Annotated in this window: 18 protein-coding genes, 1 tRNA gene and 1 pseudogene; 12 read left to right on the forward strand and 8 right to left on the reverse strand. The window is 52.4% G+C overall.

Annotated elements, in window-relative coordinates; translation table 11 throughout:
- The 8 genes from LBJ36_01795 to LBJ36_01830 all read left to right on the forward strand — a co-directional run.
- Positions 1 to 210, forward strand: a 210-nt coding sequence (locus tag LBJ36_01795) for a hypothetical protein (GenBank protein ID MDR1377774.1), incomplete at its 5' end; no start/stop codon positions are given.
- An 82-nt stretch (positions 211 to 292) separates the two neighbouring features.
- A complete protein-coding gene (locus LBJ36_01800; GenBank protein ID MDR1377775.1) occupies positions 293 to 1,234 on the forward strand; it encodes an ABC transporter permease in 942 nt (313 codons plus the stop codon).
- Positions 1,235 to 1,236: 2 nt separating this feature from the next.
- The gene (locus tag LBJ36_01805; protein ID MDR1377776.1) at positions 1,237 to 2,073 is read left to right on the forward strand and encodes an ABC transporter permease; all 837 of its coding nucleotides are present in this window, start codon (positions 1,237 to 1,239) and stop codon (positions 2,071 to 2,073) included.
- A 68-nt stretch (positions 2,074 to 2,141) separates the two neighbouring features.
- Positions 2,142 to 3,173 (forward strand): ABC transporter ATP-binding protein, encoded by a 1,032-nt coding sequence (locus LBJ36_01810; protein ID MDR1377777.1) that lies wholly within the window; start codon positions 2,142 to 2,144, stop codon positions 3,171 to 3,173.
- Positions 3,173 to 4,156 carry an ATP-binding cassette domain-containing protein gene (locus LBJ36_01815; GenBank protein ID MDR1377778.1) on the forward strand — a complete coding sequence of 328 codons (984 nt, stop codon included), beginning with the start codon at positions 3,173 to 3,175 and terminating at the stop codon, positions 4,154 to 4,156. The genes LBJ36_01810 and LBJ36_01815 overlap by 1 nt, the downstream gene beginning before the upstream one ends.
- Positions 4,153 to 5,244 carry a dipeptide epimerase gene (locus LBJ36_01820; GenBank protein ID MDR1377779.1) on the forward strand — a complete coding sequence of 364 codons (1,092 nt, stop codon included), beginning with the start codon at positions 4,153 to 4,155 and terminating at the stop codon, positions 5,242 to 5,244. Before LBJ36_01815 ends, LBJ36_01820 begins: the two co-directional genes overlap by 4 nt.
- A 219-nt stretch (positions 5,245 to 5,463) precedes the next feature.
- A complete protein-coding gene (locus LBJ36_01825; protein ID MDR1377780.1) occupies positions 5,464 to 6,894 on the forward strand; it encodes a C40 family peptidase in 1,431 nt (476 codons plus the stop codon).
- Between the two features lie 33 nt (positions 6,895 to 6,927).
- Positions 6,928 to 9,051: an Ig-like domain-containing protein gene (locus LBJ36_01830; protein ID MDR1377781.1), complete on the forward strand. Its 2,124-nt coding sequence runs from the start codon at positions 6,928 to 6,930 to the stop codon at positions 9,049 to 9,051.
- Positions 9,052 to 9,313: 262 nt separating this feature from the next.
- Here LBJ36_01830 and buk (LBJ36_01835) read toward each other — a convergent pair whose 3' ends face one another.
- The 5 genes from buk (LBJ36_01835) to LBJ36_01855 form a co-directional block, all read right to left on the reverse strand.
- Positions 9,314 to 10,375: a butyrate kinase gene (gene buk, locus LBJ36_01835; GenBank protein MDR1377782.1), complete on the reverse strand. Its 1,062-nt coding sequence runs from the start codon at positions 10,373 to 10,375 to the stop codon at positions 9,314 to 9,316.
- Between the two features lie 10 nt (positions 10,376 to 10,385).
- A complete protein-coding gene (locus LBJ36_01840; protein ID MDR1377783.1) occupies positions 10,386 to 11,309 on the reverse strand; it encodes a bifunctional enoyl-CoA hydratase/phosphate acetyltransferase in 924 nt (307 codons plus the stop codon).
- Between the two features lie 121 nt (positions 11,310 to 11,430).
- Entirely contained in the window at positions 11,431 to 12,519 is a 1,089-nt protein-coding gene (gene buk / locus LBJ36_01845; protein MDR1377784.1) for a butyrate kinase, read from the reverse strand.
- Positions 12,520 to 12,628: 109 nt separating this feature from the next.
- Positions 12,629 to 13,453 carry an aminotransferase class IV gene (locus tag LBJ36_01850; protein ID MDR1377785.1) on the reverse strand — a complete coding sequence of 275 codons (825 nt, stop codon included), beginning with the start codon at positions 13,451 to 13,453 and terminating at the stop codon, positions 12,629 to 12,631.
- Between the two features lie 154 nt (positions 13,454 to 13,607).
- Positions 13,608 to 14,531 carry an ankyrin repeat domain-containing protein gene (locus LBJ36_01855; GenBank protein ID MDR1377786.1) on the reverse strand — a complete coding sequence of 308 codons (924 nt, stop codon included), beginning with the start codon at positions 14,529 to 14,531 and terminating at the stop codon, positions 13,608 to 13,610.
- 252 nt (positions 14,532 to 14,783) lie between these two features.
- Between LBJ36_01855 and LBJ36_01860 the strand changes: the two are divergent.
- Positions 14,784 to 15,269 (forward strand): annotated as a pseudogene (locus tag LBJ36_01860) (peptidylprolyl isomerase).
- 157 nt (positions 15,270 to 15,426) lie between these two features.
- Positions 15,427 to 15,504 (forward strand) — tRNA-Pro (locus LBJ36_01865).
- Positions 15,505 to 15,668: 164 nt separating this feature from the next.
- Here the strand turns inward: LBJ36_01865 and LBJ36_01870 are convergent.
- Positions 15,669 to 16,688: an aldo/keto reductase gene (locus LBJ36_01870; GenBank protein MDR1377787.1), complete on the reverse strand. Its 1,020-nt coding sequence runs from the start codon at positions 16,686 to 16,688 to the stop codon at positions 15,669 to 15,671.
- A gap of 520 nt (positions 16,689 to 17,208) precedes the next feature.
- On the opposite strand from LBJ36_01870, the gene LBJ36_01875 reads away from it, so the two are divergent.
- A complete protein-coding gene (locus tag LBJ36_01875) occupies positions 17,209 to 18,069 on the forward strand; it encodes a MurR/RpiR family transcriptional regulator (protein ID MDR1377788.1) in 861 nt (286 codons plus the stop codon).
- Positions 18,070 to 18,071: 2 nt separating this feature from the next.
- Positions 18,072 to 19,289, forward strand: coding sequence for a hypothetical protein (locus LBJ36_01880; protein ID MDR1377789.1), 1,218 nt, complete (start codon positions 18,072 to 18,074; stop codon positions 19,287 to 19,289).
- Positions 19,290 to 19,296: 7 nt separating this feature from the next.
- On the opposite strand, the gene modA is transcribed toward LBJ36_01880, so the two are convergent.
- Together modA and LBJ36_01890 are read right to left on the reverse strand one after the other, a co-directional pair.
- Entirely contained in the window at positions 19,297 to 20,067 is a 771-nt protein-coding gene (gene modA, locus LBJ36_01885; protein MDR1377790.1) for a molybdate ABC transporter substrate-binding protein, read from the reverse strand.
- Positions 20,068 to 20,393: 326 nt separating this feature from the next.
- On the reverse strand, positions 20,394 to 20,687 hold a 294-nt coding region (locus tag LBJ36_01890), incomplete at its 5' end, for a transposase (protein MDR1377791.1).

Raw genomic sequence — 20,687 nt, forward strand, 5'->3', positions numbered from 1 at the left:
AAAATGGACCAACTCTGGGACGACGGCATCTCCGTCGCGGACGCCGCCAAGCGCAAGGGGATTTATACCGAACTCAACAATATGATCATGGACACCGCCACCATGTTGCCCGTTTTCTACAGACCGACGCCCTTTGTCTGGACCACCGACCTCAACGTCCCGAGAAACTATTCCATCTTCCCCCAGGTCTATGAATGGTCTTGGCAATAAAAAACCGCGGGGCACCGCCCAGCACCCCGCAGGGGACGGGTCCCCTGACCCCCTGAGTTTAATTTTGGATGAGGTGTGATGCGTGTATCGATTCGTTTTTAAGCGATTGCTCATGATGATACCCATTATTATCGGCGTATCCTTCCTGATCTTCATCATCATCGACTTGGTTCCCGGCGATCCAGGCTCCAACCTGCTGGGTCCTGGCGCCCGCCAGGAGGATATCGACCTGATGAACGAACAACTGGGGTACAATCGGCCGCTCTTGCAGCGTTACGGCATATACATGTACAACGCTATATTCAAGTTGGATGTAGGCAAATCTTACTCAACGAAAAAAACGGTTTTCACCGAAGTTGTCGACCGGCTGCCCATTTCTTTGACTGTGGCGTTCAACGCGATCATGTTCTCGCTGGTTTTCGGAGTTCCCTTGGGCGTGCTGTCGGCGGTGAAGCAGAATACCGTTTTTGACCGCGTTCCCACGGGATTGGCCCTGCTTTTGGCGTCACAGCCGGCATTTTTGATCGGGCTCGTGCTGATGCTTATTTTTTCGCTCCGGCTGGGCTGGTTTCCGGTTACCGGCGTGGCCAGCTGGAAAAGCTACGTCATGCCCATGATCGCTCTGGGGCTTCCTTATGGCGGGCGTCAACTGCGTTTCACGCGCTCCAGCATGCTGGAAACCATCCGCCAGGACTACATCCGCACCGCCAAAGCCAAAGGCGTCCCGTCGAGGGTGGTCATCTGGAAACACGCCATGAAAAACGCGCTTCTCCCGGTCATCACCGTGGCGGGCAACAGCTTCGGCATCCTCATCGGCAGCGCCATCGCCACAGAAACGCTGTTCGGGCTTCCCGGCTTGGGGACCTTCGTCGTGATGGGGATCAAGCAGAAAGACATCCCCGTCGTCACAGGGGGTATCATCATTTTGGCCGTCATCTTTTCATTCGTCATCCTGGCGGTGGATATTTCCTACGCCTTCGTGGATCCCCGGATCCGGGCCAAGTACTCGGGAAGGAGGGGCTGACGATGGCGGAGATGGCGACATTCAAAAAAGGAAACCGTTGGAAAGAAGTGTGGCGCAGGCTCAAAAAAGACCGGGTGGCCATGTTGGGGTTCTTCATCATCTGCGTGGTGATCTTTTTCGCCCTGGCGGCGGACCTCATCGTCCCCTACAGCGCCGCCCTCAAGATGGACATGAAGCTCAGGCTGGCGCCTCCCTCGGCCGAACACTGGTTCGGCTGCGACGGATACGGGCGCGATCTTTTGGCCCGTTGCCTTCATGGATCCAGGGTGTCTCTGCTGGTCGGCAGTATGATCGGCGCTCTGGTCGGCTACGTGGGGGGAAAATTGGACGACCTCGTCATGCGCGCTCTGGATATTTTTTCTTCCATTCCCGACACCCTCTTCGCGATGGCAGTTGTGGCCGCTATGGGACCGGGAATCCTGAATATCTGCGTCGCTATTTCGTTGACCAACCTTCCCGGCTTTGTGCGCATGGTGCGCTCCTCGGTGCTGAACATCGCCGAGCAGGAGTACATCGAGGCGTCACGAGCGGGCGGAGCCTCCACTTTGCATATCCTGACCCGGCACGTGCTTCCCAACGCCGTGGGAACCCTCATCGTCCAAACTACCGCAAATGTGGCTTCTATGATCCTGACCGCGGCGACCCTGAGTTTTCTTGGATTGGGGATTAATCCGCCGCAACCGGAGTGGGGCGCTCTGGTCAGTGAGGGGAAAGAATTTTTACGCACGGCGCCGCATCTCATCCTGATTCCCGGTTTTATGATCTGCGTGGCGTCCTTTGCCATGAGCGTTTTGGGCGACGGCTTACGCGACGCCTTGGATCCACGTCTGCGGACATAAAGGGATGAAAGTGAAGGACAAGGTGAACGAAGGTGAACGAAGAAGGTGAACGAAGGTGGAAGAGATAAGTGGAAGAGATAATGGATGAAGGAAATAGGGGTGAACTGACCACCCCTCTGCTACAGGTAAAAAATTTGTCGGTAGAGTACCGTACCGACTTGGAGACGGTCAAGGCCGTCAACGGCATTAGTTTTTCTCTGAAAAAAGGTGAGACTTTCGGTATTGTGGGAGAAACCGGCGCTGGAAAGACCACGACAGCCCTTACCTGCATGAAGCTGCTCCCTGAAAGCACTGGACGTGTCACCGGGGGCGAGATCAACTTCGAGGGTAAGAAATTGTTGGATTTGCCGGAGTCCGAAATGCAAAAGATACGAGGAGAACGCATGGCGATGATTTTCCAGGATCCCATGACCAGCCTGAACCCCGTCATGTCGGTTAACGAGCAAATTGAGGAAGCCCTAGAGCTTCACAACGAAGACAACAAGACGAAGGAGCAAATACAAAAACGCGTGGACGAAGTTTTGTCGATGGTGGGGATTCCCGCTTCCCGCAAGTATGATTATCCCCACCAGTTTTCGGGAGGAATGAAGCAGCGGGTGGTCATCGCAATGGCTCTGACCTGTGAACCGGCGCTTCTTATCGCCGATGAACCCACCACTGCGTTGGACGTCACCATTCAAGCCCAGGTCATTGAGATGATACGGGAATTGAGGAAACGTCTTGGTACGGCTATGATCATGATCACTCACGACCTGGGCATCGTCGCCCAGACCTGCGACAACGTAGCGGTGATGTACGCCGGTAAAATCATTGAAATGGGGAGGGCAGAAGATATTTACCTTTCTAAAAACCGTCATCCCTATACGATGGGGTTATTCGGCTCTATTCCCAATCTCCGCGCTAAAGCTAAACGCTTGACACCTATTCCGGGGTTGATGCCCGATCCCACGAACCTTCCCAAGGGATGCGGCTTTTCCCCTCGGTGCCTCCAGAAAATAAGCGTCTGCGACGAAATACCCCCTTGCGTTTACCGTAACGGAACGCACCTGATTTCTTGTCACCTCCTGAAAGAAGTGGAAAATTGGAAGGGGGAATGGTAATGACGCGAGAGGTTCTTGTAACGCCGCTTTTGGAAACCAAGAATCTGAAAAAATACTTCAAAGTCCGGGAAGGATGGCTTCATGCCGTGGACGACGTCGATATATCCATTTTGCCTCAAAAGACTCTGGGAGTTGTGGGAGAGTCGGGCTGCGGTAAGTCCACCCTCGGCCGTACAATTCTTCGCCTGCTGGACGCCACCGAGGGGCAGGTCCTTTTCAAAGGGCAGAACATCCTGGCCTATAATCGGAAAAAAATGCGGGAAATGCGCAAGAAAATGCAGATCATTTTTCAGGATCCCTACTCCAGCATCGATCCGCGCATGTCCGTAGCTGAGATTATCGCGGAGTACATGCTGATACACAAAACTTATTCCAGCAAGACAGCCACTTTTCAAAGAGCCGCCGAGTTAATGGATACGGTGGGGCTCGCCCGACGTTATGCTAACGCCTACCCTCACGAGCTGGATGGAGGCCGTCGTCAGCGTATAGGGATTGCCAGGGCTCTTTCCCTCGACCCCGAGTTCATCGTTTGCGACGAACCGGTCTCCGCTTTGGACGTCTCGATTCAGGCGCAGATTCTCAACCTGCTGATGGACATTCAGGAGGACAGAGGATTGACCTACATGTTCATTACCCATGATCTTTCGGTAGTTAAGCACATCTCGGACGAGATTGTAGTGATGTATCTAGGACAATGTGTAGAACACGCCTCTTCCGACACCCTCTTCGAGAATCCCTTGCATCCTTACACGAAGGCGCTTTTGTTCGCGATCCCAGAAGCAGATATTTCCATGCGCGACAAGGAAATCGACATCATCAAAGGCGAGATCGTGAGCCCGATCAACCCACAAGCTGGGTGCCGATTTGCCTTGAGGTGTCAACACGCGCGGGAGGTTTGCCGGGAAAAAACACCGACCCTGTCTTCACAGGGAGAGAGGCATTGGGTAGCCTGCCATCTTTATGAGAGGACTGATTTTCAGTGAAAATAACGGGAATACGTTTGGGAACTCTGAATATTCCGCTCAAAAAACCTTTCAAAACAGCGCTCAGGATGACCGACACGGTTTCGAGCAATATAGTGGAGATGAGTACTGATGAAGGAGTGTGCGGATACGGAGAAGCGCCTCCTACCGCGGCCATTACGGGAGATACCGACGGGTCGATCCGATGTGCTATCTCCACACGTATAGCGCCAGCCTTGACTGGGCGCGACGTATCGGAGCTGAATGACGTGCTTTTCGTGTTAGATCACTGTATAGTAGGCAATAATTCCGGCAAAGCCGCGGTGGATATCGCTCTTCATGACCTGTGGGGGAAGCTGTACAAACAACCCCTTTATAAAATTCTGGGCGGCGCGCACCGCAAATGTATCACCGACTACACGATCAGCCTGAACGACCCCAACGAGATGGTGCGTGACTCCCTCGAAGCGATCAAAGAGGGGTATGAAGCCCTTAAAATCAAAGTTGGCAATAATTTCCGGCTTGACATGGAACGGATCGAGGCCATTCGAGACGCTGTTGGAGAGAACGTCCTGCTGCGTGTCGACGCCAACCAAGGGTGGAAACCCAAAGAGGCGATTCGCGCTATCAAATTTATGGAAGACAAGGGGCTCGATATTGAGTTGGTGGAGCAGCCCGTCGTCTATCACGATATCGAAGGATTAAAATATGTTACGGACGCCGTTGACACAATTATTCTAGCTGACGAATCGGTGTATTCGCCACGTGACGCCATGAAGCTGATCGGCTTTCGCGCGGCAGACATGATCAATATCAAGCTCATGAAAAGTGGGGGAATCGGCGGGGCTCTTAAAATTTGCGCGATGGCCGAAGCCGCCGGGATGGATTGTATGATCGGAGCGATGATGGAAAGCAAGGTCGCGATAACCGCGGCGACTCACTTGGCAATGGCGCGTCGCTGCATTACAAAATACGACCTCGACCCACCCATTCTTTGCGCGTCCGATCCAGTGGAAGGGGGTGTCGTGTATAAGGGTGCCTTACTAGAACTTTCTGACGCCCCAGGTCTCGGAATAGCCTCGATCACGGGAGTGGAGTGGAAGATCTAAACATTGCTTTCAATTTCTGATAATTTCTGACAATTTCTAATAATTTGTAATAATCTCGAACAATTTCGAACAATTTCGAACAATACAGAATATCGCAGTGTCATAACCCCGGTACAATCGGGGTGAGAGTGGGAGTAATGGCCATAAACGATTTCGAGTTTGTCTTGTCGGCGTCTTATTTAACAGGATTTTGTCAGTAGTCTCGCAAGGAGGAATGTAATGATGAAACGAAGAATTTGTTTTATGTCGATGTGCGTTTTTGCCGTCCTTGGACTGGCTTCAACGGCGTTGGCGGCTGTTGAAGACTGGGTTATTATCAAGGTGCCGCTGGCGCCGACGTTTGGATATGCAAATAATACCAGAACCGATGAAGACGACGAGATGATGTACGGTATGGTTGGCAAGGTCACAGCTATAGGCGCAAATTCACTGCTCGGTGGCGAATTGTACTTGATCAACACACAGTACGATTACCCAGACGGCTATCTGCGGGTTGCTGCCGGGGAGTTTGATCTTGTATCCGCGGATGAGGCGGAAGCATGGAGAGACGCCCAAACCCACTGGGTCATATCGAATTTTGCGGATGTGCTCTCCGAGAAAAACCTCGATGCATATCCGCCGCTCATCACCCTGCCCAAGGGTTCTCTGTTGAAAGTGACCTATTCTGATTCTGACTCGCCTTGGAGTACCGTGGAACTTCGTGGTGGACGGATAGGATACATTAGAACGGATCGGTTGCGCGCGAAAAGGAGTGCAACAGACGCGCTCAATCCTGCTCACGAAGATGAAATCAGAACGGAAATCGTCTCCAACGCGTTGTCCTATATTAACTCAAACTACCGCTGGGCGGGGAAAACTCCCTTGGGACTCGATTGCTCTGGGCTTTCTTCCATGGCCTACATGCTCAGCGGGATCAATTCGTATCGCAACTCCCGCCCCGAGCCTGGGAATGAGCCGGTGGGAAAATACCCTATCGCCCTGAAACACATAGACACTCCTGCCAACGACCCGGCTAGCTTCGATATCGCTTCTACTCACACCTTGGAGTCCCTGGCCAAGGCGAAACCAGGAGACATGCTTTATTGGAACGGACATCAGGGAATATATATAGGCAATGGAGAATTTGTCCACGCTAACGGAGGTTCGGCAAGCTGCAGGGTAAATTCGCTGATTCCCGACCGGAAAGAACCTGCCCCCACCCGTAACGACCTCAACACCTATTGTTCCATCTATACATGGGGCACCGCTTTCCCTGACGAGCCGGAGAAGATCATCGTCGACCGCCTCATACTTACGCGGACGGACACTATGAAATATCGTATTGTGGCTCGTATTAATGGATATGTGCCGAACAGAGCGGAATTTTACCCCTGCGGGGTCGATGAGTCCGGTTCACCTCTCGGATACGATGGAACAACCGCTACCCCAATAATTCATGAAATGACTACACCAGCTAACGTTCGTTACATGCTTTTTGACGTAATCAACACGACCAACAACAATGCTCCTACTTTTATGTATGATGTCGCGGCTTCAGGTCAGACCTACATTCCCGCGATAAAATTCTTCAACGAGACGGGCTATCGACCGTTGGGGGAGACAATAGTAAGCGAAATTTTTGAAATGCCTACGACTTTTAGCCCTGAGTAACGGCAGAGAATGGGATTAGGGAGGAAGATCATCATGAAAAGAATTTTTATGGCGATTTTATTGTGTTTTGTAGTGCCTGGTGCCGCATTCGCCGACAAGGCAATAGTCAAGTCGCAAATCGCTCCGGTACTCTCGGAGCCTGGCGGCAGCAGCGCGGTAAGAATGGACGAGGTCCTCTTTGGAATGGTGGTCGATGTGCTCGATGATAAGGCTAATCCTGACTACCCTCGTATCCGAACGGCGTATGGATTTGAGGGTTACGCATGCGCAGATGATCTCCATATGAACGACGCCGACGCCGTGGAATGGGAGGGCAATGTCAACCGCCGCGTGTCGTTTCCCCACGCGGATATCCACGGAAACAATGGATCTGGCGGAAATCCGAGCCAGGGTTCCAATGGCCGGATGTTTGGATGGCTGCCCAAGGGAGCGTTGATCTATGCTACTTCCTCAACTCTAACGGCCGATTATTATTATCCAATTAGTATGCCCTCTTGGGTAACTTTCATCGAGGGTCCGAAGGAATCGCCTGGTCCTGGTGATTACCCTGGTCGCTTTATTAGGGCTACTTCTCTCTATAACAATAAACCTAAGGCTTATAATAGAAGATTTGAACCTTCGAGGCTTCTGAAGTTCTCTTGTCTTGCTTCTGGTCTTTCTGAGAAAAGCATCCGCAACAATCTGGTGGCGGACGCGTTGTCTTACTGTGATTATCTCGATACCATCGAAAAAATCGCGGACCCCGATCTGAAGACGCTGGGGACGATGGCCGCCCAGTGGCGAAAAGGCGGGAAAACGCATCAGGGAATGGACGCGTCTGGACTTGTTTCCATGGTCTATTTGCTCAATGATATACTGATATCGCGCGATGTCACTCCAAGTCTCGCCGGCCCTCTTCGTCCTATTGATTTCGGCAAGCAGGCTGAAGGAGATGTTCTTTTCTGGGATGCGCCGGACGGTAAGGGTCTTTACATTGGAAATGATCAATTCATCTACGCCAGTTATGACGACCAGAAAGTTCGTATAGGTACTATTGGTGTCGACTTGATGAGGTCGGATATTATAATGGGTGGCACCCAGTTTCCTGTCGTCTCAGTAACAGGACTCATGGTATCTCCGGATACGGTGTCGCTTCAAATCGGAAAGACCCAGTCTCTATCAGGCACGCTATCCCCCGCTGACGCTTCTTACACGGCAGTAACATGGTCATCGAGTGACCCAACTGTGGCAACCATCAGTGCCACTGGTCTTGTAACCGGTATCGCGAAGGGGACGCTCACGATCACGGCCAAAACTGCCGATGGCGATTTCACTGACAGTTGTAAAGTGACAATTGACGCTATGGTTTCGCTGCCAGGAGGCGCGAAAGTCGAGCTTCCCACTGGCACCACGGTCGGCGAAGATGGAAGGATAACTTTGCCTGTCGATGGGACGAGCACGCTAACGACTCCAACCGGCACAACGATAGACCTTCCCGGCAGGACACTGATCACTCCTGACGGTACGGCTACCCTGCCTGCCGGTGGGATGGGTACGGTAACGATACCGACCGGCACAACAATAGTTCTTCCTGGCGAGGCCGTGGTCAAGTCTGACGGTACGATAACCCTACCTTCTGGAGGAACGGGCACGGTAGCAAGATCGGATGCTACGGTGAAGGTGGAGGTTACGGGTAGCATGAAGATTGATGACGCTGAGGGCATAATCATACTGATTCCCGACACAACAACTGGCAAGGTGACGATTACGACCGTAGGCGGCATAAAGATCGTACTTTCCAGCGGCACGCTAACCGAGGGCGGCGAAATATTTTCTCAGTCTCACTCTCTTTCTCTTTCTCTTTCCAACGGCACGGTAACCAAGAGCGCCGAAACGTCCTCTCAGTATCTCTATATTCTCGTTGAGACAGAGGACGCGGAAGTCACTTACGCTGACGGTTCCACAAAAATCGTTCCTGAGGGCTCTATCATCAAGGTGGATTCCAAGGGCGAGATCACTATCGATAGTGGCAGTGGCAGTGAGCCTTCCAGCGATGGCGGCGGATGCAACGCTGGTATGGGGGTTGTTGGAGCACTGATTATGGGGCTTGCTGGAGCGCTGATACTGTTTGTGGCGTTATGGACCACGCGGAAAGGGTATGAACGGTATGAACGGTAACAATATAGTCTTTGCGTAAATATCTATTCGTGGAGCTTCGCATTCCGTCTAGACGAAGATCGCGTGAAGCAGTACGTGAATCATAGGTAGTGGGCCCAACGTGTTGACGCTCTTTCCTGAAGACGCTGATATCAACGGCTAAAATTTATTCATTAACAGTCAACATGTTTGACCCACTATAGAAACATACAACAGAAACATACAACAGAAACATACAGCGTCTCTCGTGACATACTCCCACGACTTGCGTCGTGGGAGTATGTCAATCATATTTCAAAGGAGCTTCCTCGTTGTGTAGGACACGGATGGCGCCCTCGGCCAGAGCCTGCATTTCATCCTCGCCAGGGTAGCGCAGGATGGGGGCGATAAAAGAGGCGCGGGCCGAAACGCGCTTACAGAGGTTGTCGCTGTAAGCCAGCCCTCCCGTCAACACCACGGCATCCACCGCGCCCCTCAGAACCGCAGCAGCCCCTCCGATTTCCTTCGCGATTTGGAGGACCAAGGCATCGAGGACAAGAATCGCCTGCTCTTCTCCAGAAGTCGCCCGCTTTTCGGCTTCACGCATGTCGTTAGTTCCCAGGTGCGCCACAAGACCGCCCTTTCCGTTAATCATTTTCCTGATTTCTTGCAGGGTATATTTGCCGCTGAAACACAGGTCGATGAGACCACCTATTGGCAAACTTCCCGACCGCTCCGGCGACATGGGCCCTTCCCCATCCAGAGCGTTGTTTACGTCGATAACGCGACCTTTTTCGTGGACTCCCACAGAAATTCCTCCACCCATGTGCGCGACAATCAGATTGCACTCCGACAGAGGCTTTTTTAGGTCAGCGGCGGCTCGTCGCGCTACCGCTTTCTGGTTGAGGGCATGAAAAATGGAAATTCGGGGAATCTCCGGCAGACCTGAGAGGCGCGCCTCGTCCACCAGCTCGTCCACCACCACAGGATCGACGATGAACGCGGGGACGTTTTCGGCAGCAAAGCGCATGGCGAGAGGCGCACCCAAGTTACTAGCGTGAGCGCCATACTTCATGGTTTTCAGGTCCTCCAACATGAGGTCGTTCACGAGATAAGTTCCGCCCGTAACCGGTTTCATCAAACCCCCTCGCCCCACCACGGCGGCGAAGTCCCGGACCTGAACGCCCCTGGCGTTAAGGACCTTCAGGATTTCATCGTAACGGAATTGCTCTTGCTTCATAATGTTTTCAAAACAATCAATCACGTTTGTTTCGTAACGTTGAGTGTCCATCCACAGACACATCGCGTCTTCATAGAACGCGATTTTCGTGCTGGTCGAGCCTGGATTGATGACGAAAATCTTCATCAGGAAAACCTCATGAATGGTGGGCCATCATCACGGCGGCAGCGATAGAAAGCAATTTGGCCCGCGGGGAATCCGCGCGGCTGGTGAGGACGACGGGGGCCGCCGCCCCGACAATGAGCCCTGCCGTGTCATTTTTGGAGAAATAGACGATAGCTTTCGCTAGCATATTGCCGGAGTCGATGTGAGGAACCAGCAATATATCGGCTTTGCCCGCCACGGGCGATTGAATCTTCTTGATTTTCGCGGCTTCCTCGTTGATGGCGTTGTCCAGAGCCAAAGGTCCATCCACAACGCAGTTCTTGATCTGCCCTCGCTGATTCATTTGCGCTAAGGCCGCGGCGTCCAGCGTGCAAGGCATGTCAGGATTTACGACCTCCACAGCGGCGAGACAGGCGACTTTGGGACATTCCACGCCTAGAGCCCGGGCGAAATTCACGGTGTTCTGAAGTATGTCAGCTTTTTGTTTCAGATCGGGATAGGTGTTAAATGCGGCGTCGCTGATAAAAATGATACGGTCATAGCCCTCAATTTCGTGAAAATAACAATGGGAAATGACTTTGCCGCTACGCAGACCCACCTCTTTGTTCAACATACCACGCAGGAAATGATCGGTGTGAAGCTGTCCCTTCATGTAGATGTCCGCGCGTTTGGAGGAAACCTCCGCCACGGCCACAAGTCCGCACTTGGATTCATTTTTCTCGTCGATGAGGGTATAATCGCCCTCCCGGGCCCCCGCTTCTGCGATGCAGGCCCTGACCTTCGCCGCGTCTCCCACCAACGTGGCCTCGATCAGCCCGGCCTGACGCGCTCCTTCAATTGCCGAAATCAATCCCGCATCCTCCGCCATCGCCACGGATACGCGCTTCTTGCCTTTAGTCACACCGAGTTTTCGAGCTTCTTCAATCATCTGGGAAAGCGAACGGATCTGTTCCATATTAAGAAAAACCTCCTATGTAATAAATATATGTAATAAATAATAGTTGAAACAAAAGGTTTAAAATCTATGGGGCGCCGCCCCATACCCCGCAGGGGACTCGTTCCCTGATCCCATTTATTCAAGCGCTAACGTAGTCTCCATAACTTTTTGCTTGTTCTTCTCCGGCTAAAACGCGAAGCGCTCCCTGATTCAGTGCCAGCATCTCGTCCTCGCCAGCGTAGACCAGACAAGGGGCGATCCACTGGACGCGCTCCTGTATGCTGCGGATGAACTCCGAGTCGTAAGCGATACCGCCCGTGAAGAGCACCGCGTTTACCTTTTCCCCCATGGAAACGGCCTGAGCTCCTATTTCCTTCGCGATTTGCCACGCCATTGCCCGATACACCAGCGCCGCCCTTTCATCGCCCTTCTCGATCATTTCCCGGACTTGGCGCATATCGCTGGTCCCCAGGTACGCCAGAACGCCCCCCTGCGCCACCACTTTGCGCCTGATTTCCTCTTTAGAGTATTTACCGCTGAAACATAGGCGCGTCACCTCGCCCACGGGAAGCCCCCCCGTTCGCGAAGGGGAGAAAGGGCCGTAGTCGGTGCCGTTGCTCGTATCGACGATGCGGCCGCGACGGTGGGCCACTATGCTGACACCTCCACCCAAATGCGCGACGACAGCGCAAAGCTCGTCCCATGGCACGTTCAAATCTTGAGTTGCCCGGCGCACCGTGGCCTTAATGTTGAGTGCGTGGGACAACGAGGGCTTTAAAAGGCCGGGTAGCCCCATGATCTTGGCTTCCGGCATCATTTCGTCGACGCAAACGGGGTCTACGATGAAAGCGGGCGCGCCCCATCGAGAAGCAAGGGCTTCCGCCAAAATACCCCCCAGGTTCGAAGCGTGTTCCCAGGGCTTCCCCAACCTTAGGCGCCGAATGAGAAGCTCGTCCACGCGAAACGTTCCTCCCGGTAGAGGGTCGATGATGCCCCCACGCCCGACAACGGCATCGATCCCTTTCGCGTCGCCCCCTTGGTGCTTTTCGACGATGATTCTCAGGATTGTCTTCAGCCTGAAGTCGAATTGATCCACGATGGAGCCGAAGGGCGCAAGTTCATCGTTCGAATGCCGGATCGTCTCGCTCCAGATCGCCGTCTCACCGCTGAATTGCGCGATTTTTGTGCTTGTGGAGCCTGGGTTGACGGCCAAAACAGAAAATACCATGCGCACACCTCCTTAATCTAACCTTAGTCTAACCTTAATCTAACTCAGGGGTGCGGAGCTCGCTCGTTCAAAAGCAACCTCACCAGCCCCCTGAAATCTCTTTTTCTATTTATTCGAGCCACTCCAGAATATGTTCGAGATAAAGTTCCGAAAGGCGTTTTGTCTTGGGCCCTGGTCGCCCGTTGCCGATGATTTGTGCGCCAATACGCACTACGGGGAGGATCTTTTTAACGCTGCCTGTGATGAATGCCTCGGTGGCCTGAGACAGCTCCGTCATCAGGGGGCAGCGCTCCTCCACGTTCATCCCCTCGCGCCGCGCCAAGCCCAGTACGGCCTGGCGTGTGGTGCCCTTCAGAACGCGGGAAAGAGGCGCCGTGATCAAGGTGTTGTCCACGTAGAGGAAAAAAGAACTGTGGGCACTTTCCGTTATCTCGCCCTGGGGGCAGTAGAGGATCTCCGCATGCTCGTCGTGGGGGGACAGAGTATAAGCTTTACGATAATCGACGCTTTTGGTGGATGGGTCGTCGCGATAGTTGTCGACGGGCTCCAAGCGAACACCTTTTTCATAAAATTCGTCAGGAGGAAGGTCCAACGCGTCGTAAATAACGAAAAAACGCGGTTGAGTGAAGCCTCTCACTCGGTCGAAAACATCCCCACCCGAAAGATAGGTTTTAATAAGGAGTTCTCCCTCCAGTTTCGCGATCCCCTCTCGGATGATGTCACGCATCTCGGAGATACCCAGGGGAGGGTGAATGTAGTTATTTTTCGCGCCGGTCAAAAGGCGCTCCAGATGCGACGTCAGCATAAGAGGTCGCCTCTGATACGTGCAAATCGATTCGAAGATCCCTATGCCCCGTTGAACAATGAGGTCCGAAATAGGAAGCAAAGCCTCCTCTGGAGAGACAAATTCTCCGTCAACGTAACAAAGTTTCATAAAAAAACCTCCATTAGGACAGTCTCAAGACCGCGCGCGCTTCACGCGAAAACGCCGGTGTTTTTTCGCGGCTTTTCGGGGCGAAAGCGTTAACGCGCCGTTTTGCGTTTTACCCCGTCCGCGGAGGCAATATTGTTACGTTTCGGTGTCAATGTCAATAGGCGAATATTCTCTTTGCCGTTTTACGGAAGTTCTCGGCTTGGAAGAGCAGACGGGACACTCGCGTGTATTGTTTGGCTTTGGCGTAATCGAGAGCGGAGTTGCCGTCGTCGTCGTGAAGCAGGACATCGGCCCCCGCGTCCAGAAGCAACTGCACAAAGGCAGGGTTGTTTCCCAGGGTCGTGGCCAACAATAAGGGTGTGCGCCCGCCGCGAGCGACGATATTGACCTCCGCGTCATGCGTGACGAGTTCTTTGACGATCGATAGGCTCTTGTAAGGGCTACTGAGCGCGTATAGAAGAGGAGTCCAGCCCTCGCGGCCCTCCTGTTTGCCGGCCATATCGACGTTGGCGCCCGCCTGAAGCAGAGCGAGAACGGCATCGGAATTTCGCCCACGGGACGCGGCGTGGATCAGGGGAGTGACGCCGTCCTCCGTTTCCGCATCGACCTTAGCTCCCGCCTTGATCAAAGCGGAGATGATCGAGGCGTTGAGGTCCGGCTCTAGTGTCGCAAACAAAAGGGGTGTCCATCGCGACCAGCGTGGCAGGCAACATTGCGCGTTGACATTCGCTCCCCTTTCGATGAGTTCCATGGCGACGGTTCGGCGACGTCTTTCCTTTTCCATGGCTGTGGGGAGGTCGTTGGCGGTATGGTCCTGCGTCTCTGTCAGGAGGGACCACATTAAGGGCGTCATGCCATCTTGGGTTTCGGCGTCGATAGCGGCGCCGTTTTCGATGAGCGTCCGAACGATGTCGATATCGTCGTTGAGGATAGTGGCAAACATGAGGGGGGTAAATCCATACAAAGACGTTTCATTGACGTCACGTCCTTCCAAGACAGCCTTCTGAACCGACACCGGGTCCTGATTAGGTACGGACAACAAATCCAGCAAAGAAACTTTTTTGGATGAAGTCCTCACGGCGTACTCCTCCTATTTCAAATTACTATTCTATTTCAAATTAGTATTCTATTTCAAATACTATCCGAGACTCGAATGTCTCCGTTTGCAACGTGGCCTCTATGGTATCATTAATCGTCGAATTTTTTGAAGATCTAATGACGCGCTCGAAGCAATCATAACGTTCTATATATTATTATTAAGGAGGGTGTGTGTATGTTAAAAGCGTTAATCGGCTTAATGCTAACGACGTGTCTTTTGTACACGGTGACAATGGTGACGGCGAGAAAGGTTTATGCGGGTGAGCGTCCGGTAGCCACATTCGAGACATCTATGGGAACATTTAAAGTGGCGCTCTTCACTAATCTCGCGCCAAAGACGGCTCAGAATTTCATCGACTTAGCGAAAAAAGGGTTTTATGACGGCGTGATTTTTCACCGGGTGATTGACAAGTTTATGATTCAGGGCGGTGATCCGACGGGTACAGGCTCAGGTGGCCCTGGCTATACTATACCCGATGAGTTTGGCCCAGGGCTGAAGCACGACAAGCCTGGTATTCTTTCCATGGCCAACGCGGGGCCCAACACTGGAGGGTCTCAATTTTTCGTCACTCTCGTCCCCACCGCTTGGCTGAACGGTAAACACGCGATTTTCGGAGAGGTGGTCGAGGGTATGGAAGTGGTGGAGGCCATTGGCAAGACACAAACCGGCCCATCAAACAGGCCCGTAGTTGATGTGGTGATCAAATCCGTGATCGTCGACGCTTCCTCCGAAGCTCAATCCGAAACCCAACCCCAACCCAAAGCACAACCCAAAGCCCAAAGTGATGAATGAAATCCAGCCCAAACGACATTCAGCCTGTTTGACTTTGGTATGGGCAAATGCTAGAATAAATGCTAGAATAAATTTGTTTATTCGGGGCGTAGCGCAGCTTGGTTAGCGTGCTTGGTTCGGGACCAAGAGGTCGGAGGTTCAAATCCTCTCGCCCCGACCAATGGAGGTACATTGGAGATATATTCATTATTGGAGATACATTAATGAAGATATATTTCGTCACGCTAGATAATAGGTAACAATAGCACAAGTCCGAGACAAGACAGCGTTTCGGACTTGTGCTATTGTGGCTTTTTTCCCGCTTTCTTTTGGCTCAGGCCCAACTCAGACGATGCGCTTTTCCGCGAGAAACTCGCGGTAGTCTTTCAAAGCCGCGCTCAGAAGCGCCGGACAGTCCAGCTCGTAAGGGCAACGGCTCTGGCATAACCCACAGTGGAGACATTCCTCTATCAGCGCCATTTTCGCCTGCCACTCTGGAGTGACGAAATTTTGCCACACGGCGCGTCTCAGAAGGAAAGGCATACGAGCGCAGGTGTTGATCTCGATGTTTTTGGCGCAAGGGCCGCAATAACCACAGCCACGGCAAAAATCCCCTCCCAGTTCCGCGCGGTCTCGTTCTATACGCTCTTTCATTGCATCGTTGAAAATAGGCGGATTTTTTTCGAGAGTCAGCACCTCGTCGATCTCATTAGCCCTCTGGAAGCCCCAGATTGGCACCACATGGCTCAAAGGCCGAAGAAACGCCATCGTCGGCGCGGCGCTGGTCAGGAGTCCTCCGCATAGGGCCTTCATCGCGATGAATCCCATGTCCCGTTCGCCGCATACCTTCGCCATATGGATTTCTTTTTCACTGGAGAGCGCGGAGAGCGGAAACTGCAAGGTATCGTAAAGGCCAGACTCAATGGCGAACCACGCGTTGTCGATACCATGATTGGTGACACCGATGAAACGGATTTTACCCTGAGCCCGGGCCTGCAGCATACACTCGTACAGTGGATCGCCGGAAAGCGGAACTTTTGAAGGGTTATGAAACTGATAGATGTCGATATGATCAGTTTTGAGAAGAGAAAGGCTTTTCTCCAGGTCCTTCCAAAAAGCATCGGGTGTCTTTGCGTGGGTTTTGGTCGCGATGAGGATCTTGTCGCGAACATCCGCCAGCGCGAGTCCCACCTTTTCTTCGCTGTCGCTGTACGCTCGGGCGGTGTCGAAAAAGTTGACGCCTCCATCAAACGCCTTGCGCAATAATACCCCCGCCTCAGAAATGAAAAGACGTTGAATCGGCAGCGCCCCGAAACTTGAACGAGAGATCATAAGTTCCGTTCGCCCCAAACGCGTATACTGCATTTTGAGTGCCCCCTTATTGTTCCTGCCGGCGCCCCCTCCAGCGCCTTGTTAGAACCAGAATGGAGCCATTGTAGCATAATTCCATCAGGCTTACAGAGATACCTCCTGTTTGAGCGGTTTTCTTGACAAACATATGGTTTTTGAATAAACTACAGTATAATTTACGATAAAGCGATAAGAAAGCCAACGGCTTCAGCCGTTGAATGAGAATTGTAGTACCGCCAACGGCGGCGTTTGTTTTATATTTGGTTTCTTGTCATATGTCTACTTTCATGTTAAACTTTTTTAATGGCTTATCAACGTGAGATGCGGGGCGGAATACGACCGGGATATTAATGTAGTTGTAAATATTCTCAGAGTGGGGGTATCCACTCTTATGGAGGCATCCACTCTTAAAGGAGAAGACGTAAGACCGGTTTCAGTTGGCTGTCTTTGTCGATCTTACACTCCCATAACTTTAGTCGTGGGAGTATGTCAAGATGTTAATTGAAAAGCGATGTTATGAAAAGCGGGGATAAAAATGAACGCGCTGGAACTCCAAAAGTTCATTCGGGAAAAAATAGACACGTTCCCGGCAAAGACGCGAAGAGTGGCGGAATATCTCCTGACCAATTCCTCGGAGGTGGCTTTTCACTCTATCAGCGACGTTGCGGATAAACTTTCCGTCTCCAAAGCGCAATTGGTACGCGTGGCGCGTATGTTGGGTTTCGATGGGTATTCGAGCCTGAAGGCCATTCTCAAACAGGCTTTGCTCGAACAGATCAGTGCTTCCGCCATTGTGGAAGGTTTTGAGAATACAAATATTCCACAAAATTTATGCCGCCTGGAACACGCCAATATCGACGAAACACTTCAGAACCTTTCACCGGACGCCATAGTCCGGTTTTGCGAGGCTGTCAAAAAGGCCGCGACGGTTTATTGCATGGGCTGGGGCATTTCCTCCCTGGTGGTGGAATGGTTTTACACTCGTCTTACGGAGTTAGGTCTAAAGGCGATTCTCGCGCGGCGCGGATCGCTATCGCTGCTGGAACAAACCCGGGCACTGGAGCCCACAGACCTGTTGATTGTTTGCGAACTGCCCAGTTACGTCATCGAGGTGACGGAGGCAGTCGAAAAAATTTATAAAAAAGGAGCTTTTGTCGTGACCTTGACGGATAGCCCTGCGGCGCCCATTTGTCGATATGCTCATCTATCTCTGTACGTTGGAGATATCTCTCCCACGTTTGGAAGCAGCCTCATCGGTCCCATGTTCACGGTACATGTCTTGACCTCTGTTTTGGCCTTCAATCTGGGCGAAGAAGGGCAGGTCGCTTTGGCCACGCAGCGGGAGGGCCTTCACGACGAACGTGTCTATTTTCCCGCCTACGGGTTGAGGTATTGATCATGTATTCCTCATATCCCTTTGCAAGTTTCTGCGTCGTTATCGTCTTTCTGGCTTTGGGAGATTTGGTTTCCGCAAGGACAAAAGGAGTGCTTCCTTCTGTTTTTGTCATATCTTTTCTTTTTCTCGTCGGTTATTGGTCGGGACTCCTTCCCGTCGATATCGTGAGAAAAGTGGGGCTGGGAGACCCGCTGGCGTATTTTGCTATGTCCATCATGGTGGTGCAGATGGGAAGCACAATCAGCTTGAAACGTCTTCTGTCGGAGTGGCGGTCTATTGTGATCGCCGCCGCGGGGCTCGCTGGAATGGTGGCGTTCTTGTTGATTTTTGGCAAGATGATGATTGATTGGGAGACGGTGGTGGTCGCGACGCCTCCCCTGACGGGCGGACTCGTCGCCGCTCAAATGATGACCCAGGCCGCGGCGGAGCGAGGTTTTTCAAACCTGGCTGTTCTGGCTACCGTTATTTACGTTTTTCAAGGGTTTGTGGGATATCCGTTGACGGCTTGGTGCCTTCGCATGGAATGTCGTCGCCTTCTAGATATACGGCAGACCGATCCTCAGATGTTGGTTGCCCTACCGGACGAAGAAGCGGGGGAAGTACATCCTTTTTTGTCTGTTTTGCAGCGCATCACGTCTTTTACCCGCATCGCGCTCACGGCGTTGGTGGCTTTGGCCGCGGAAACCGTCAGTGGCGGCGTCAAAGAACTTTGTCTTCGTTTCGCGCCGTTTCTGGCCCCCTACGTCGTCCCCCCCCTGGTATTGTGTTTTCTGTTCGGCTGCCTGGCCACAAAATATCGTATCACGGATCGGCGACCTTTGGCGCGTACTTCCTCCGTGGGATTCCTCCTTGTCGTCCTTACGGCAAACATCATGGATTTCCTTTCAGGCGCTACGCCGGAAATGGTTAGAGAATCCTTGTCGGCTCTGGTGGTCACTATCGGAGTGGGGACGGCGGGCTTGGTCTGTTTTTCCGCCGCGGCGAGTCGATTTTTCGACACGTCGATTCCCATGGGTGTCGCATTGTCCTTGACGGCGCTTTTCGGTTTTCCACCGAATTTTTTGCTGGCGGACGAGGCGGCACGCCACCTGTCCGCCGATTCGGACGAATATTATTTCCTGATTCAGAGGACGTTACCTCAGATGCTGGTAGGAGGGTTCATCACCGTTATGATTGCGTCGGTACTGATTGCTGGGCTTTTCGTAAAAATTTTGGGTTAAAAATTTTTTACCTGAAGCCGTACTTCTTCAAAAGCGCTTTCCCGGCGTCGCTCAAGACGTACTCGATAAAACGGGCACTCTCAGTTTTTTGCGCGGAACCCGCCGTGACGGTTATGGGGTAACTCACGGGTGTCGTGGGTTGCAATTCCGCTACGACGACGAGCTGATCTCCCGCGGAACGGGCGTCAGTTGAAAAAACGAACCCCGCGTCCACTTCGCCCCTGACGATATAATCCAGAACCTGCCGGACATTTTCCCCAAGGATGAGCTTCTCCTTTTTTTCCAGTTCGTCCCAAACGCCCCCGGCCTGGAGAATTTCCCTGGCGTAGCGGCCTGCCGGCACGTAATCGGGGTTACCGATCGCCACGTGAGCCACGGAGTCCTTTTTTAAGTCATCGAGGCCCTTGATCGCGTTTTTCCCCGCCGGCTCAGCCAGGGCGATCCCGTTTTCGGCGAAGTTCTTTCTGGATTTCGCATCGATCAGTTTTTTAGAGTCTCCCTCGTCCATGGTCGCCTGGTCCGCCGCCGCGAAGACATCTACCGGCGCTCCTTGTTCGATCTGTTGCAGCAAGGTACGGGAAGCCCCGAAGTTCATGACAACATTGACATCTGGGTTGCTCTTTTGGTACTCCGCCGCCAGCTCTGTAAAGGCGTCGGTCAAGCTCGCCGCGGCGGAGACGTTCAACTCCACCGGCGCGGCAAACGCGCCGCCCGCCAAGGCCAAAATTGCCCCCAGGACCGCCAACCATCGAACACGCCTTACCTTAACACACTCCATCTGTATCATGTCCTTTCACTAATAATTGTGGGTCGCATAAGACGCAACCAAGTTGCATTGTATCATCAGAGGGGCAAAATGTTCAATATTACTTGGCTTTGATATTACTTGGCTTTGGAATATGACCGCATATATTAAGCTGTGGCCGCCGCTTAGCCAATTTTCGTGTTGCGGCTATTTCCTGGATTGTTTTGCCTTTCGAGACCAGTTCGTAGGAAGTCCGCTCCGTCTCGGAGAGAGTGGCGCGGTCTGTGCCTATCGATCCTTTTAGCGTATTAATACCTACTTATAAGTAGTAAGATACAGTTCGCATAGTATTTCCTTGACTATGCAGTCAAAGAAAAAGCTGAATCTCGCAAAGCTCGTAGAAATATTCCACGAGCACCGTTGTAGTCCCGATCTACAACAATTTTCCCATCTTTAATAAATTTCGCGTTTCCAATATCCTTGATTACTCCGTTCCATGAACAGGTTTTAGAAATGTAAACCTCGTTGACGTTCATAACAACCTTTCCATATTCTGAGGCTTTGAATTTCAAGAATTTTTGAAAGCGAAAATGCGCAAAGGTCAGCATCTGCCTGACCGACTTGCTTCTCAATTTGCGCCCTGACTTCTTGCT

The organism is Synergistaceae bacterium (assembly GCA_031267575.1).
In the GTDB taxonomy this organism is placed as follows: Bacteria; Synergistota; Synergistia; order Synergistales; family Aminobacteriaceae; genus JAIRYN01.

What these genes read in the sequence shown, in the direction of transcription:
- LBJ36_01805 (MDR1377776.1), top strand. Translation starts at nt 1,237, where the DNA reads ATGGCGGAGATGGCGACATTCAAAAAAGGAAACCGTTGGAAAGAAGTG.
- LBJ36_01815 (MDR1377778.1), top strand. Translation starts at nt 3,173, where the DNA reads ATGACGCGAGAGGTTCTTGTAACGCCGCTTTTGGAAACCAAGAATCTG.
- LBJ36_01825 (MDR1377780.1), top strand. Translation starts at nt 5,464, where the DNA reads ATGATGAAACGAAGAATTTGTTTTATGTCGATGTGCGTTTTTGCCGTC.
- LBJ36_01830 (MDR1377781.1), top strand. Translation starts at nt 6,928, where the DNA reads ATGAAAAGAATTTTTATGGCGATTTTATTGTGTTTTGTAGTGCCTGGT.
- buk (MDR1377782.1), bottom strand. Translation starts at nt 10,375, where the DNA reads ATGAAGATTTTCGTCATCAATCCAGGCTCGACCAGCACGAAAATCGCG.
- LBJ36_01840 (MDR1377783.1), bottom strand. Translation starts at nt 11,309, where the DNA reads ATGGAACAGATCCGTTCGCTTTCCCAGATGATTGAAGAAGCTCGAAAA.
- buk (MDR1377784.1), bottom strand. Translation starts at nt 12,519, where the DNA reads ATGGTATTTTCTGTTTTGGCCGTCAACCCAGGCTCCACAAGCACAAAA.
- LBJ36_01850 (MDR1377785.1), bottom strand. Translation starts at nt 13,453, where the DNA reads ATGAAACTTTGTTACGTTGACGGAGAATTTGTCTCTCCAGAGGAGGCT.
- LBJ36_01870 (MDR1377787.1), bottom strand. Translation starts at nt 16,688, where the DNA reads ATGCAGTATACGCGTTTGGGGCGAACGGAACTTATGATCTCTCGTTCA.
- LBJ36_01875 (MDR1377788.1), top strand. Translation starts at nt 17,209, where the DNA reads ATGAACGCGCTGGAACTCCAAAAGTTCATTCGGGAAAAAATAGACACG.
- LBJ36_01880 (MDR1377789.1), top strand. Translation starts at nt 18,072, where the DNA reads ATGTATTCCTCATATCCCTTTGCAAGTTTCTGCGTCGTTATCGTCTTT.
- modA (MDR1377790.1), bottom strand. Translation starts at nt 20,067, where the DNA reads ATGGAGTGTGTTAAGGTAAGGCGTGTTCGATGGTTGGCGGTCCTGGGG.